Source organism: Polymorphospora sp. NPDC051019 (assembly GCF_040683055.1).
GTDB classification, from domain to species: domain Bacteria; phylum Actinomycetota; class Actinomycetes; order Mycobacteriales; family Micromonosporaceae; genus Polymorphospora; species Polymorphospora lycopeni.
In genome coordinates this window covers 135,167-148,236 of sequence record NZ_JBFBCH010000002.1, presented here as the reverse complement: position 1 = coordinate 148,236, position 13,070 = coordinate 135,167, and the positions used below count along the sequence as shown (strand labels likewise).

Genomic DNA, 13,070 nt, shown 5'->3' with positions numbered 1-13,070 from the left:
AGATGATCGAGACCATCGACGCCGACCGGCCGGAGGCGGGGTATCGCTGTTCGGGCCCACAGCGAATTCGGCGTAACCACAGCGAATTCGCTGTGGAGCTCAGCAGCAACCTTGCCCTGCCACCACCGCACCAATTCATAGGAGCGGAGCGTGGCGTGATCGCGGAAACCCGTCGATCGTCTGCTGGTCCGCCGGTCGACACCCCCTGCGGCAACGGCAGACCAGCAGACGATCACGACAGACCGAGGGACGATCACGGCAGGGTAGTAACGGCCCCACGACCGGCCACCCGCCGACGGCCGCCACTGCACCGTGACCCCGCCTCCCGCCACCCCACCGGCGGAACGCCGCTCCACCGGCAGGAGGAATCCAGCCCCACCGGGGGGAGAGAGAAACCCAGCCCACCCGCCGATCGAGGAGCAGTCGTGGCGCTTCGCCCGGCTCAGACCCCGATTACCCCGAGATCGACGGACGGTGGGCGGTGCTGTGCGGGAAGGCTGGGCGGCGAGGGGGGCGGGGGTCAGTTGGCCAGGGGCGGGGTGGGGGCGGCGGCTTCGGCGGCCATCTCGGGCAGGTCGGTCGGGCCGGAACTGGCGACCGCCGGTGCCTGGGCGGCGGCCCGTACGGCGGCGGCCACGGCGGGCGCGACCCGGGCGTCGAAGACACTCGGCACGATCACGGTCGGGTTGATCTTGTCTTCGCCGACCACGTCCGCGATGGCCCGGGCCGCGGCGATCGCCATCTCCTCGGTGAACTGCTCGGCGTGCGCGTCGAGCATGCCGCGGAACACCCCGGGGAAGGCGAGCACGTTGTTGATCTGGTTGGGCTGGTCGGAGCGGCCGGTGGCGACGACCGCGGCGTGCTTGCGGGCCTCCCGCGGGTCGACCTCGGGGTCGGGGTTGGCCAGCGCGAAGACGATCGAGTCGGGGGCCATCGTGGCGATGTCGTCGCCGGTGAGCAGGTTGGGGGCGCTGACCCCGATGAAGACGTCGGCGCCGCGGATGGCGCCGCGCAGGTCGCCGGCGTACCCGTCGCGGTTGGTGTTCTCGGCCAGCCACTGCCAGGCCGGGTTGAGGTCGGGCAGGCCGGGGTGGAGGGCGCCCTGGCGGTCGTACGCGATGATGTCGCCGACGCCCTGGCGCAGCAGCAGCTTCATGATCGCGGTGCCGGCCGCGCCGGCACCGGAGACGACGACGCGGACGTCGGCCAGTTGTTTACCGACGACGCGCAGCGCGTTGGTCAGCGCGGCGAGCACGCAGATGGCGGTGCCGTGCTGGTCGTCGTGGAAGACCGGGATGTCCAGCAGGTCACGCAGCCGGGCCTCGATCTCGAAGCAGCGCGGCGCGGCGATGTCCTCCAGGTTGATGCCGCCGTACGCCGGCGCGATCGCCCGCACGATGGCGACGATCTCGTCGGGGTCCTGGGTGTCGAGCACGACCGGCCAGGCGTCGACGCCGCCGAAGCGCTTGAAGAGGGCGGCCTTGCCCTCCATGACGGGAAGAGAGGCGGCCGGGCCGATGTTGCCCAGTCCGAGGACCGCGGATCCGTCGGTGACGACGGCGACCGTGTTGCGTTTGATGGTCAGCCGGCGGGCGTCGTCCGGGTTCTCGGCGATGGCCAGGCAGACCCGCGCGACACCGGGGGTGTACGCCCGGGACAGTTCGTCACGGGTGCGTAGCGCCACCTTCGGGGACACTTCGATCTTGCCGCCGAGGTGCAGCAGGAACGTCCGGTCGGACACCTTGCGGACGTCGACCCCGGGCAGGTCGACCAGTGCCTTGACGACCTGGTCGGCGTGGGCGGAGTCGGCGGTGTCGCAGGTCAGGTCGACCACGACGGTGGTCGGGTCGGAGTCGACGACGTCCAGGGCGGTGACGATGGCGCCCGCCTCACCGACGCAGGTGGTGAGCCGGCCGATCGCCGAGGCGTCGGCGGTGACGCCGATCCGGATCGTGATCGAGAAGCCGGCGCTGGGCAGGCGGGTCGTCGCCACGGGGGTTCCCTCCGTCGTTGGATGCGGCCGGCGGGCCGCGGGGAATGTCACGCGGCCGGCGCGGGCCGCGGGCGGGCGGCCAGCGGCCGCCACATGGCATTGTCGCGCGACGCGGTCGGGGCGTCGCCGGCCCCCGGGTTACCGGTGAGTCACCTCATTTCCGGGACCGCCGCCGGTGGCCGGGATGGCGGCGCCGCGCCGGCATTTATGGATGCGGTGGGCGCGTCGGCGTGTCACGATCGAAGCCTGAGGAGGCAACTTTTGCGTACATACCGGGCCGACGAGTCGGCCGTCCCCACCTTCGACCTCGACGACGACACCGAGGCCACGACGGGTGAACTCGAGCTGGAGGACCGTAACGCGCTGCGCCGCGTAGCCGGTTTGTCCACCGAGCTCACCGACGTCACCGAGGTCGAATACCGGCAGTTGCGGCTGGAGCGGGTCGTCCTGGTCGGGGTCTGGACCGATGGTTCGGTCACCGATGCGGAGAACTCCCTCACCGAACTGGCCGCACTCGCCGAGACCGCCGGCTCCCAGGTGCTGGAGGGGCTCATCCAGCGCCGGGGCCGACCCGATCCGGCCACCTACATCGGCCGGGGCAAGGTCGGCAGCCTGGGCGACGTCGTCGTGTCCAGCGGCGCCGACACCGTCATCTGCGACGGGGAACTCTCCCCGTCCCAGCTCCGCAACCTGGAGCAGCAGGTCAGGGTCAAGGTCATCGACCGTACGGCCCTGATCCTCGACATCTTCGCCCAGCACGCCAAGAGCAAGGAGGGCAAGGCGCAGGTGGAGCTGGCCCAGCTCGAATACCTGCTGCCCCGGCTGCGTGGTTGGGGTGAGACGCTGTCGCGGCAGAGCGGCGGTAGCGCCCGCGGCGGCGGTGCCGGCGGCGGCGTCGGCCTGCGCGGTCCCGGTGAGACGAAGCTGGAGACCGACCGCCGGCGGATCCGTACCCGCATCGCCCGGCTGCGCCGGGAGATCAAGGGCATGCGGACCGTACGCCAGACCAAGCGGGCCCGCCGGTCGCGCAACGAGGTACCGGCCGTGGCCATCGCAGGCTACACCAACGCCGGCAAGTCCAGCCTGCTCAACCGGCTGACCGGTGCCGGGGTGCTGGTCGAGGACGCGCTGTTCGCCACCCTCGACCCGACCACCCGCCGGGCGCAGACCGGCGACGGCCGGGTCTACACCCTGTCGGACACGGTCGGCTTCGTCCGGCACCTGCCGCACCAGATCGTCGAGGCGTTCCGCTCGACGCTGGAGGAGGTCGCCGACGCCGACCTGGTCGTGCACGTCGTCGACGGGGCACATCCCGACCCCGAGGAGCAGGTCCGCGCCGTACGCGAGGTGCTCGCCGAGGTCGGCGCCGACCGGCTGCCCGAGCTGCTGGTCGTCAACAAGACCGACGCCGCCGACGAGGAGACCCTGCTGCGGCTCAAGCGGGAGTGGCCGGACGCCGTCCTCGTCTCCGCCCGGGCCAACCGGGGCATCGGCGAACTCCGGTCGGTGATCGAGAGCCGGCTGCCGCGGCCGGCCGTCGAGGTCCGGGCGGTGCTGCCGTACGACCGGGGTGATCTGGTCGCCCGGGTGCACCGCCGGGGCGAGGTGCTCGGCACCTCCCACCTGCCGGAGGGCACGCTGTTGCACGTACGCGTCGACGAGGCCCTCGCCGCCGAGCTGGACCCCTTCCGGGCCGACGGAAAGCGCTGAGTTGTTGCACCCAGCGTGATTGATCACGGCGTAACACAGGGGTCGCGCGCAACGTGCGACACTGGGCGAATGCGGCGTGTCATGTCAGGGGTCGTGGTTGCCTGCGGCCTGGTCGGGATCGGCTTGGCGCTCACCGGAGGACCGGTGGCGGCCGCACCGACACCCAGTCCGTCCGGGGCTCCCGAGGTGCCGAAGGCGTCCGGCGAAGAGGTCTGCACGGTCACCGACAACCGCACGCGGGAGCTCTCCGGCATCATCGCCACCGAGAGCGGCTACATCGTCGTCAACGACGGCACTGACATCCAGTCCCGCAAACGGGTCTTCTTCCTCGACGACAAGTGCAAGGTCGTCAAGGACGTCTCGTTCCCGAGCAGTCCGCGCGACCCCGAGGACCTGGCGTTGTCGCCGGACGGCAACACCGTCTGGATCGCCGACATCGGCGACAACGCCACCAACGACGAGCGCCGGCCGCACGTCGCGCTGTGGAGCATGCCGGTCGACGGGTCGACCCGGCCGGTGATCCACCGGGTCGCCTACCCCGAGCGCGAGCCGCGGGACGCCGAGGCGCTGCTGATCGCCGCCGACGGCACACCGGTCATCGTCTCCAAGACGACCGGCAAGGCCGAGATCTTCGTACCCGAGGGGCCGTTGCAGGCCAACAACGAAGAGCCGGTGTCGATGCGCAAGGCCGGCGAGCTCACCCTGCCCCGGACCCAGACCGAGAACCCGCTGCTCGCGGCCGGCCGGCTCACGGTCACCGGCGCGGCCCGCTCGGCCGACGGCCGCAAGGTCGTGCTGCGTACGTACGCGGACGCCTTCGAGTGGGACGTGCCCGACGGCGACATCGTCAAGGCGCTGACCACCGGTACGCCCCGGGTCACCCCGCTCGCCGACGCGTTCGGCGAGGGGATCAGCTTCAGCGCCGACGGCTCGAAGTACGTGACGGTCTCCGACGTCGGCACCCTCGGCGACGACTCCGACGTGATCATCATGAGCTACACCCCGACCAAGGTGGAGGCCACGCCGGCCGGGGACGACCCGGCCGGCGGCAACGAGCAGTCGTGGTTCGACACGCTGAGCCTCCAGGACATCACCTACCTGATCGCCGCGGTCGGCGTGGTCGGCGCGCTGATGGTCGGTGCCGGCATCTTCGGCATCGTCCAGGCCCGCCGGCGCGGCGGCAAGACCGCCGCCGAGCCGCCGAAGAAGGTCGGCCGGCAGCCGGTGAAGGGGGCTGTCGCGCCGCCACCGGACCGCCGGCGGGGCGACGACTTCGACCGCTCCGGCCCGGTCGACGACCGGGCGGCCGGCGGTGTCTATGGTGGCCGGTCGGGCGGCGGTGGCGGGCGTTCGGCCGGTGGTGGCGGCGTCTACGGCGGCCGGTCCGGATCCGGCGGCGCGACCGGCGGCTCGGCCGGTGGTGGCGGCGTCTACGGCGGGCGTTCGGCCGGTGGTGGTGGCGTCTACGGCGGCGGCACCCGGGACGGCGGTCCGTCGGGCGGCCGCGGTGGCGGTGGCGGTGTCTACGGCGGCGGCCGCGACTACCAGGACGGCGGCGATTCCCGCGGTGGCTGGGACCGCCGGGACGATCCCGAGCCGTATGGCGACCCGCGGCGGCGCCCCGCCGGCGGGAGCCGGCCCGGCCGGGCCCGCCCGGGCGACTATCCGCCGGCCGGCTACGACGACCACGCCGGAGCGTACGGGCCGGCGCAGGGCCACCACCCGCACTGACCTTCAGGCCGTCGGTGGTCCGGGCGGCCCCGACCACCGACGGCACCGTGCCTCAGATGCGGCGGAGCACCGCCACGACCCGGCCCATGATGGTGGCGTCGTCGCCGGGGATCGGGTCGAAGGCCGGGTTCTGCGGCATCAGCCAGACGTGCCCGTCGCGCAGCCGGTAGGTCTTCACCGTGGCTTCGCCGTCGAGCATCGCCGCGACGATCTCGCCCGAGTTGGCGTTCGGCTGCTGGCGTACGACCACCCAGTCCCCGTCGCAGATCGCCGCGTCGAGCATCGAGTCGCCCTTGACCTGGAGCATGAAGACCTCGCCCTCGCCGACGAGTTCGCGGGGGAGCGGGAAGACGTCCTCGACCGCCTGCTCGGCGAGGATCGGCCCACCGGCGGCGATCCGGCCCAGCATCGGCACGTACGCCGGCTTGGGCCGCTGCGCCCGGGCGGCCTCGTCGTCGACCAGGTCGTTCGGCGGGCGTACGTCGACCGCCCGCGGGCGGTTGGGGTCGCGGCGCAGGAAGCCCTTGCGTTCCAGTTCCTTGAGCTGGTAGGCGACGCTGGACGGGGAGACCAGGCCGACGGCCTCGCCGATCTCACGCACGCTCGGCGGGTAGCCGTAGCGCTCCACCCAGTCGCGGATGAACTCCAGGATGCGTCGTTGCCGGGCGGTGAGGTCCGGGGTGGCGAGGTCGGGGAAGGTGCTCACCACCGGGGTCACCGCCCGTAGGTTGGGCGCGCTGGCGCGGGCCCGGGCCGGACCCTTGCGGCGGGTGGTCGCCGGTGCCGGAGCGAGATCCTTCTGCGGTTGCTGCTGCCGGCTCGTCCGGTCGTCGGTCGACACGTCCGTCCTCCCTGGTCGGCGTCGGGTGCCTTGTCGGCTCGTGGTGCGTATCGGGGGGTGGTGCTGAGCGGTTGTGTTCGTGGGGCCGGTCGGTTTCGCTGGGGTGATCGGATCGCCCTGTCGCGGAATCGGTGGGCTCCGGTCGCTCATGACCGTATCGGTGGGATCGGCCAGTTTCAAACATCTGTACGACGTGGCGTCGGCGTGTCGCTTGCGAATGCTCGACATCAGTACACGTGTTCTGATAGACCCATCGTACGCGCGTTCGAACGATGGTCGTAGGATCTTGGAGGTGGCCATGGTGTCGGTGCAGGTCGCGCCGGCCCGGAAGGCGCCGCGGCTGAGGCTCACCCGTCGCGGTCGGGTTGTGGTGGTGCTGTTCTTCGTATTGGTGGCGGCCGCGGTCGCGGCCCTGGGGACGCCGCCGGCGCGGGCCTCGGCCGCGTCCGTGGCCGGCGTGCCGGTAACCGCAGAGCGACCTCATCTGTTGGATGGGTGACGACGCGCCGCGACCGGCCCGTCAACTTGACCGGCGCCCCTCGGCGGCATACGGTCGACCCCTAGATGTAGTAGTCACAGGGATGTAAGTCAGCCACAGGTTGGGTTTCCAGACTGTCACCGGGATCTTCCAAGGTGTCATCGGAAGCTCCGGTTGGCGCTGAGCACAGGTCGGCCCGACGGCCCACCGCACCTCCGCACGCACCACCGACAGCGACGTCCGCCGCCCGGCGGCCGGCCGCTGTCCCGTGGCGTGCGCGGACCTCGGTGGGGCGGCGCGGCCCGCCGGCGGAAGGGAGACTCGGCGATGCGGTGCCCGTACTGCCGGCACGCCGACTCGCGGGTCGTCGACTCACGCGAGGCCGACGACGGCCAGCTCATCCGCCGGCGGCGGTCCTGCCCCGAGTGCGGCAAGCGGTTCACCACCCACGAGGAGGCGGTGCTGGCCGTGGTCAAGCGCAGCGGGGTCACCGAGCCGTTCAGCCGCCTGAAGATCATCGGCGGTGTCCGTAAGGCGTGCCAGGGCCGGCCGGTCGACGACGACGCGATCGCCCTGCTCGCCCAGAAGGTCGAGGAGACCGTACGGGCCAAGGGCGCGGCCGAGCTGCCCAGCCACGAGGTCGGCCTGGCCATCCTCGGGCCGCTGCGCGAACTGGACGAGGTGGCCTACCTGCGGTTCGCCAGCGTCTACCGCTCGTTCGAGTCGCTCGACGACTTCGAACGCGAGATCGAGGCGCTGCGGGTCGCCGCGGCCGAACGGTTCCGGACCGCGAACGGGGCGGGAGCCGCCGGCGTGGCGCCGGCCGCTGACCGGACCAGCTGATTTTCATCCCGATCGTTGCGCGGCGGGTGCCGCGTGTGTCAAGGGGGCTATGAGATGTCGGGGGAGAGCGTGACGACGAGCAAAGGGCGCACACGGACCGCGAGCACGGCGGGGCTCAAGGTCGAACGGGTCTGGACGACCGAGGGGGTTCACCCGTACGACGAGGTGACCTGGGAGCGGCGCGACGTCGTCATGACCAACTGGCGGGACGGCTCGGTCAACTTCGAGCAGCGGGGCGTGGAATACCCGACCTCGTGGAGCGTCAACGCCGCCAACATCGTCACCACCAAGTACTTCCGGGGCGCGGTCGGCACCCCCGAGCGGGAGTGGTCGCTGCGCCAGCTCATCGACCGGGTCGTCAAGACCTACCGGAAGGCGGGTGAGGAGCACGGCTACTTCGCCTCGCCGAAGGACGCCGAGATCTTCGAGCACGAGCTGACCTCGATGCTGCTCAACCAGGTCTTCAGCTTCAACTCGCCGGTCTGGTTCAACGTCGGCACCCAGTCGCCCCAGCAGGTCAGCGCCTGCTTCATCCTCGCTGTCGACGACTCGATGGACTCGATCCTCGACTGGTACAAGGAGGAGGGGCTGATCTTCAAGGGCGGTTCCGGCTCCGGGGTCAACCTGTCGCGGATCCGGTCCTCCCGGGAGCTGCTCTCCAGCGGTGGCACCGCCTCCGGCCCGGTCAGCTTCATGCGCGGCGCCGACGCCTCGGCCGGCACGATCAAGTCCGGCGGCGCCACCCGGCGGGCCGCCAAGATGGTCATCCTCGACGTCGACCACCCCGACATCGAGGAGTTCGTCGTCACCAAGGCCCGCGAGGAAGACAAGATCCGCGCGCTGCGGGACGCCGGTTTCGACATGGACCTCGGCGGCGCCGACATCGTCAGCGTGCAGTACCAGAACGCCAACAACTCGGTCCGGGTCTCCGACGAGTTCATGCGCGCCGTCGAGACCGGGGGCACGTTCGACCTGCGGGGCCGGCTGAACGGCGAGGTCATCGAGACCATCGACGCCAAGGATCTCTTCCGCAAGATCGCCCTGGCGGCCTGGGAGTGCGCCGACCCGGGCCTGCAGTACGACGACACGATCAACGACTGGCACACCTGCCCGGAGACCGGCCGGATCACCGCGTCCAACCCGTGCTCGGAATACCTGCACCTGGACAACTCGTCGTGCAACCTGGCCTCGCTCAACCTGATGAAGTTCCTCCGCGCCGACGGCGGCTTCGAGGTCGAGCGCTTCGTCAGGTCGGTCGAGTTCGTCATCACCGCGATGGACATCTCGATCTGCTTCGCCGACTTCCCGACCGAGAAGATCGGTGACACCACCCGCGCCTACCGGCAGCTCGGCATCGGCTACGCGAACCTCGGCGCCCTGCTGATGGCCTCCGGCCTGCCGTACGACTCCGACAGCGGCCGGTCGCTGGCCGCCGCCATCACCTCGTTGATGCACGGCACCGCCTACCGCCGCTCCGCCGAACTGGCCGGCATCGTCGGCGCGTACGACGGCTACGCCCGCAACGCCGAGCCGCACAAGCGGGTCATGCGCAAGCACGCCGCCGCCAACGACGAGATCAAGCCGACCGGCACCGTCGCCACCGCGATCGTCCGCGAGGCCACCAAGCAGTGGACCGTCGGCAACAAGATCGGTGACAAGTCCGGCTGGCGCAACGCCCAGGCGTCGGTGCTCGCCCCCACCGGCACCATCGGCCTGATGATGGACTGCGACACCACCGGCGTCGAGCCCGACCTGGCCCTGGTCAAGTTCAAGAAGCTGGTCGGCGGCGGCTCGATGCAGATCGTCAACCAGACCGTGCCGCGCGCCCTGCGCAGCCTCGGCTACCCCGAGGAGCAGGTCGAGGCGATCGTCGAGCACATCGCCGACAACGGCCACGTGGTCGACGCCCCCGGCCTCAAGCCCGAGCACTACGCGGTCTTCGACTGCGCCATGGGCGAGCGGTCGATCGCCCCGATGGGTCACGTGCGGATGATGGCGGCGGTGCAGCCGTTCATCTCCGGCGCGATCTCCAAGACGGTCAACATGCCGGAGGCGGCCACCGTCGAGGACGTCGAGAAGATCTACTTCGAGGGCTGGAAGCTCGGCCTCAAGGCGCTGGCGATCTACCGCGACAACTGCAAGGTCGGGCAGCCGCTGTCGGCCGCCAAGCCGGCCAAGGCCGCCGCCGAGGCGGCACCGGCCGTCACCGCGGTCGCGGAGCCGGAGAAGGTCATCGAATACCGGCCGGTCCGCAAGCGGCTGCCGAAGAAGCGTCCGTCGGAGACGGTCTCCTTCTCGGTCGGCGGTGCCGAGGGCTACCTCACCGCGTCGTCGTACCCCGACGACGGCCTCGGCGAGGTCTTCCTCAAGATGTCGAAGCAGGGCTCGACCCTCGCCGGCGTGATGGACGCCTTCTCGGTCGCCATCTCGATCGGCCTCCAGTACGGCGTGCCGCTGGAGACGTACGTCAGCAAGTTCACCAACATGCGCTTCGAGCCGGCCGGCATGACCGACGACCCGGACATCCGGATGGCCGCCTCGGTGATGGACTACATCTTCCGCCGGCTGGCGCTGGACTTCCTGCCGTACGAGCGCCGCGCCGAACTCGGCATCTTCACCGCCAAGGAGCGGGCCGCGCAGCTGCGGGCCGAGGCCGAGGCGGAGGCCGCGGCGAGCGTCGACCTGACCGGAATGGCGGCGTCGGCGCCGATCGAGACGAAGAGCGACACCGACGCCGCCCCCGCGGCGCCGGCCGAGACGGTGGCGAAGCCGGTCGCGGCGGTCGGCTCGACCACCGAACTGCTGGAGGCGGTGACCAGCAAGGCGGCCGACGCGCCGCTCTGCTTCACCTGCGGCACCAAGATGCGCCCGGCCGGTAGCTGCTACGTCTGCGAGGGCTGCGGCTCCACCTCCGGCTGCAGCTGAGCGCCTGACGCCGCTGGCGGTCGAACCGTTCGACGACGGCCGGCTCCGGGACCACGTACGGTCCCGGAGCCGGCCGTCGGCCGTCGGCCGTCGGTCAGCCACGGGTCCACCTTCTGACCTTGGCGGGGTCGGGTCGCGGCTGCCACACCGACTAGCCTGCCCGGGTGTCTGATCATGCGTTCCTCGCCACCACCCGTGACTCGTACGACTCCATGGCCGTCGACTACGCCGAGTGGCTTCGTTCCGACCTGGACGAGCGCCCCCTCGACCGGGCTCTGCTGGCCACCTTCGCGGAGCGGGTACGCGCCACCGGCAACCTGTCCGTCGCCGATGTGGGCTGTGGTCCGGGTCGGGTCACGGTCCTGCTGGACCGGCTGGGGCTGGACGCGTCCGGTATCGATCTTTCGCCGGGAATGATCGCGCTGGCCCGCCGTACGTATCCGGGGTTGCGGTTCGAGGTCGGGTCGATGCTGGCCCTGGACCTGCCGGACGCCTCGCTCGGCGGGCTGCTCGCCTACTACTCGGTCATCCACGTCCCGTGGGAGCTGCGGCCCGCCGTCTTCGCCGAGTTCCACCGGGTGCTGGTCCCCGGCGGGCACCTGATGCTGGCCTTCCAGGTCGGCGACGACCGGACCCGTCACACCGAGGCGTTCGGCCGGCCGGTCGACCTGACCTTCCACCGGCAGCGGCCGGAGGAGATCGCCGACCTGCTGCGGGAAGCCGGGTTCGAGCTGTGGGTCACGACGGTGAAGCAGCGTGAGGGGACGGAGAAGACCCCGCAGGGCCTGGTGATCGCGCACAAGCGGGGTGCGGGCAGCCCGGGTTGACCCGGTGGTTCGGAACACGACGAGGGGGAGGCGACAGCCGTCGCCTCCCCCTCGTGTCGTGCCGTACGGCGTCAGTGCATGCCGGCGCCCACGGCGGCGGCGCGCTCCTCTTCCTCGAGGCGTTCCGCGCCGGTCTTGGTCTTCAGCGGCTTCTCCTTGATGAACAGCACCGCGACCAGGGCGAGCACCGCGAACGGTGCGGCGACCAGGAAGAGGTCACCGGTGGCGGTGCCGTAGACGTCCTGCACGATGCGCAGCACCGGTTCGGGCAGCATGGAGAGGTCGGGTACAGCGTGGCCGCCACCCTCGGTGCCGCCGCCCGCAGCGTCGCCGAGCTGTTCGGTCATCAGGCTGTTGACCCGGTTGGCCAGTACGGCGCCCAGGGCGCTGACCCCGACCGTGCCGCCCATGCTGCGGAAGAACGTCAGCGCGGAGGTGACCGCGCCGAGTTCGGCCGCGGGCACGTCGTTCTGCGCGGCGAGCACCAGGTTCTGCATGATCATGCCGACCCCGATGCCGAGCAGGGCCATGTAGATCGACAGCACCAGGATCGAGGTCTGCGCGTCGAGGGTGGACAACAGCACCAGGCTGACGACCATGATTGCGCTGCCGGCGACCAGGTATCCCTTCCAGCGGCCGTACTTGGTGATCAGGCCGCCGGCGACGGTCGACGACACCAGCAGGCCGAAGATCATCGGCAGGCTCATCAGGCCGGCGACGGTCGGCGACTTACCCAGCGAGAGCTGGAAGTACTGGGACAGGAAGACGGTGCCACCGAACATGGCCACGCCGACCAGGATGCTGGCGACGATGGCGAGGGCGACGGTGCGGTTGCGGAAGATGTCCAGCGGGATGATCGGCTCCTCGGCCCGCGACTCGACCAGCACCGCGAGGGCGAGCAGGACGACGCCGGCGGTGACCAGTCCGGCAGTCCAACCGGAGAGCCAGTCGAACTGGTTGCCGGCCAGGGTCGACCAGATCAGCAGGGTCGACACGCCGGCGGTGATCAGCAGCGCGCCCAAGTAGTCGATCTTGACCTGGCGCTTCACGACCGGAAGCTTGAGGGTCCGCTGGAGCAGCAGGATCGCGCCGAGGGCGATCGGCACGCCGATGAAGAAGCACCAGCGCCAGCCGAGCCACGACGTGTCCACCAGTACGCCGCCGATCAGCGGGCCGGCGATGGTGCCGACGCCGAACACGGCGCCGAACAGGCCGGCGTAGCGGCCCAGTTCGCGCGGGGAGATCATCGCGGCCATGATGATCATGGCAAGGGCGGTGAGGCCACCGGCGCCGATGCCCTGCACGACCCGGCTGAAGATCAGAACCTCGACGTTGGGGGTGAAGCCGGCGATCAGCGACCCGACGACGAACAGCCCGAGCGAGATCTGGATCAGCAGTTTCTTGCTGTAGAGGTCGGCCATCTTGCCCCACAGCGGCACGGTGACCGTCATGGCGAGCAGTTCGGACGTGACGACCCAGGTGTAGACGGACTGGCTGCCGCCGAGGTCGGAGATGATGCGCGGCAGGGCGTTGGCCACCACGGTGCTGGCCAGGATGCCCACGAACATGCCCATCATCAGCCCGGACAGGGCTTCCAGCACCTCCCGGCGGTTCATCTTCCCGCTGTCCGCAGCGGTTGGTGGCGCTGAGGCTGTCGCAGTCATACGGTCGTCTCTCTCAAGCGGCGCGTCGGGGCGCGGGTCGAACAGGTCGGTGACCGGC

9 protein-coding genes are annotated in these 13,070 nt (G+C 70.9%); 6 read left to right on the top strand and 3 right to left on the bottom strand.

Annotated elements, in window-relative coordinates; all coding sequences use genetic code 11:
- Positions 1-520: 520 nt before the first annotated feature.
- Complete coding sequence (locus AB0M79_RS04865) at positions 521-1,993, bottom strand: NAD-dependent malic enzyme (protein WP_364207855.1); 1,473 nt, start codon at positions 1,991-1,993, stop codon at positions 521-523.
- A gap of 261 nt (positions 1,994-2,254) precedes the next feature.
- On the opposite strand from AB0M79_RS04865, the gene hflX reads away from it, so the two are divergent.
- Together hflX and AB0M79_RS04855 are read left to right on the top strand one after the other, a co-directional pair.
- Entirely contained in the window at positions 2,255-3,703 is a 1,449-nt protein-coding gene (gene hflX / locus AB0M79_RS04860) for a GTPase HflX (protein ID WP_364207853.1), read from the top strand.
- Positions 3,704-3,847: 144 nt separating this feature from the next.
- Positions 3,848-5,434: a hypothetical protein gene (locus tag AB0M79_RS04855; RefSeq protein WP_364207851.1), complete on the top strand. Its 1,587-nt coding sequence runs from the start codon at positions 3,848-3,850 to the stop codon at positions 5,432-5,434.
- A 52-nt stretch (positions 5,435-5,486) separates the two neighbouring features.
- Here AB0M79_RS04855 and lexA read toward each other — a convergent pair whose 3' ends face one another.
- A complete protein-coding gene (lexA, locus tag AB0M79_RS04850) occupies positions 5,487-6,275 on the bottom strand; it encodes a transcriptional repressor LexA (protein WP_357535995.1) in 789 nt (262 codons plus the stop codon).
- Positions 6,276-6,567: 292 nt separating this feature from the next.
- On the opposite strand from lexA, the gene AB0M79_RS04845 reads away from it, so the two are divergent.
- The 4 genes from AB0M79_RS04845 (at position 6,568) to AB0M79_RS04830 (ending at position 11,348) form a co-directional block, all read left to right on the top strand.
- On the top strand, positions 6,568-6,774 hold the full coding sequence (locus tag AB0M79_RS04845; RefSeq protein WP_364207849.1) for a hypothetical protein: 207 nt from the start codon (positions 6,568-6,570) through the stop codon (positions 6,772-6,774).
- Positions 6,775-7,080: 306 nt separating this feature from the next.
- Entirely contained in the window at positions 7,081-7,596 is a 516-nt protein-coding gene (gene nrdR / locus AB0M79_RS04840) for a transcriptional regulator NrdR (protein ID WP_357535999.1), read from the top strand.
- Positions 7,597-7,650: 54 nt separating this feature from the next.
- Positions 7,651-10,521, top strand: coding sequence for a vitamin B12-dependent ribonucleotide reductase (locus AB0M79_RS04835; RefSeq protein ID WP_364207847.1), 2,871 nt, complete (start codon positions 7,651-7,653; stop codon positions 10,519-10,521).
- A 164-nt stretch (positions 10,522-10,685) separates the two neighbouring features.
- Complete coding sequence (locus AB0M79_RS04830) at positions 10,686-11,348, top strand: class I SAM-dependent methyltransferase (RefSeq protein ID WP_364207845.1); 663 nt, start codon at positions 10,686-10,688, stop codon at positions 11,346-11,348.
- A 71-nt stretch (positions 11,349-11,419) separates the two neighbouring features.
- On the opposite strand, the gene AB0M79_RS04825 is transcribed toward AB0M79_RS04830, so the two are convergent.
- Entirely contained in the window at positions 11,420-13,012 is a 1,593-nt protein-coding gene (locus tag AB0M79_RS04825) for an MDR family MFS transporter (protein WP_364207843.1), read from the bottom strand.
- Positions 13,013-13,070 lie beyond the last annotated feature (58 nt).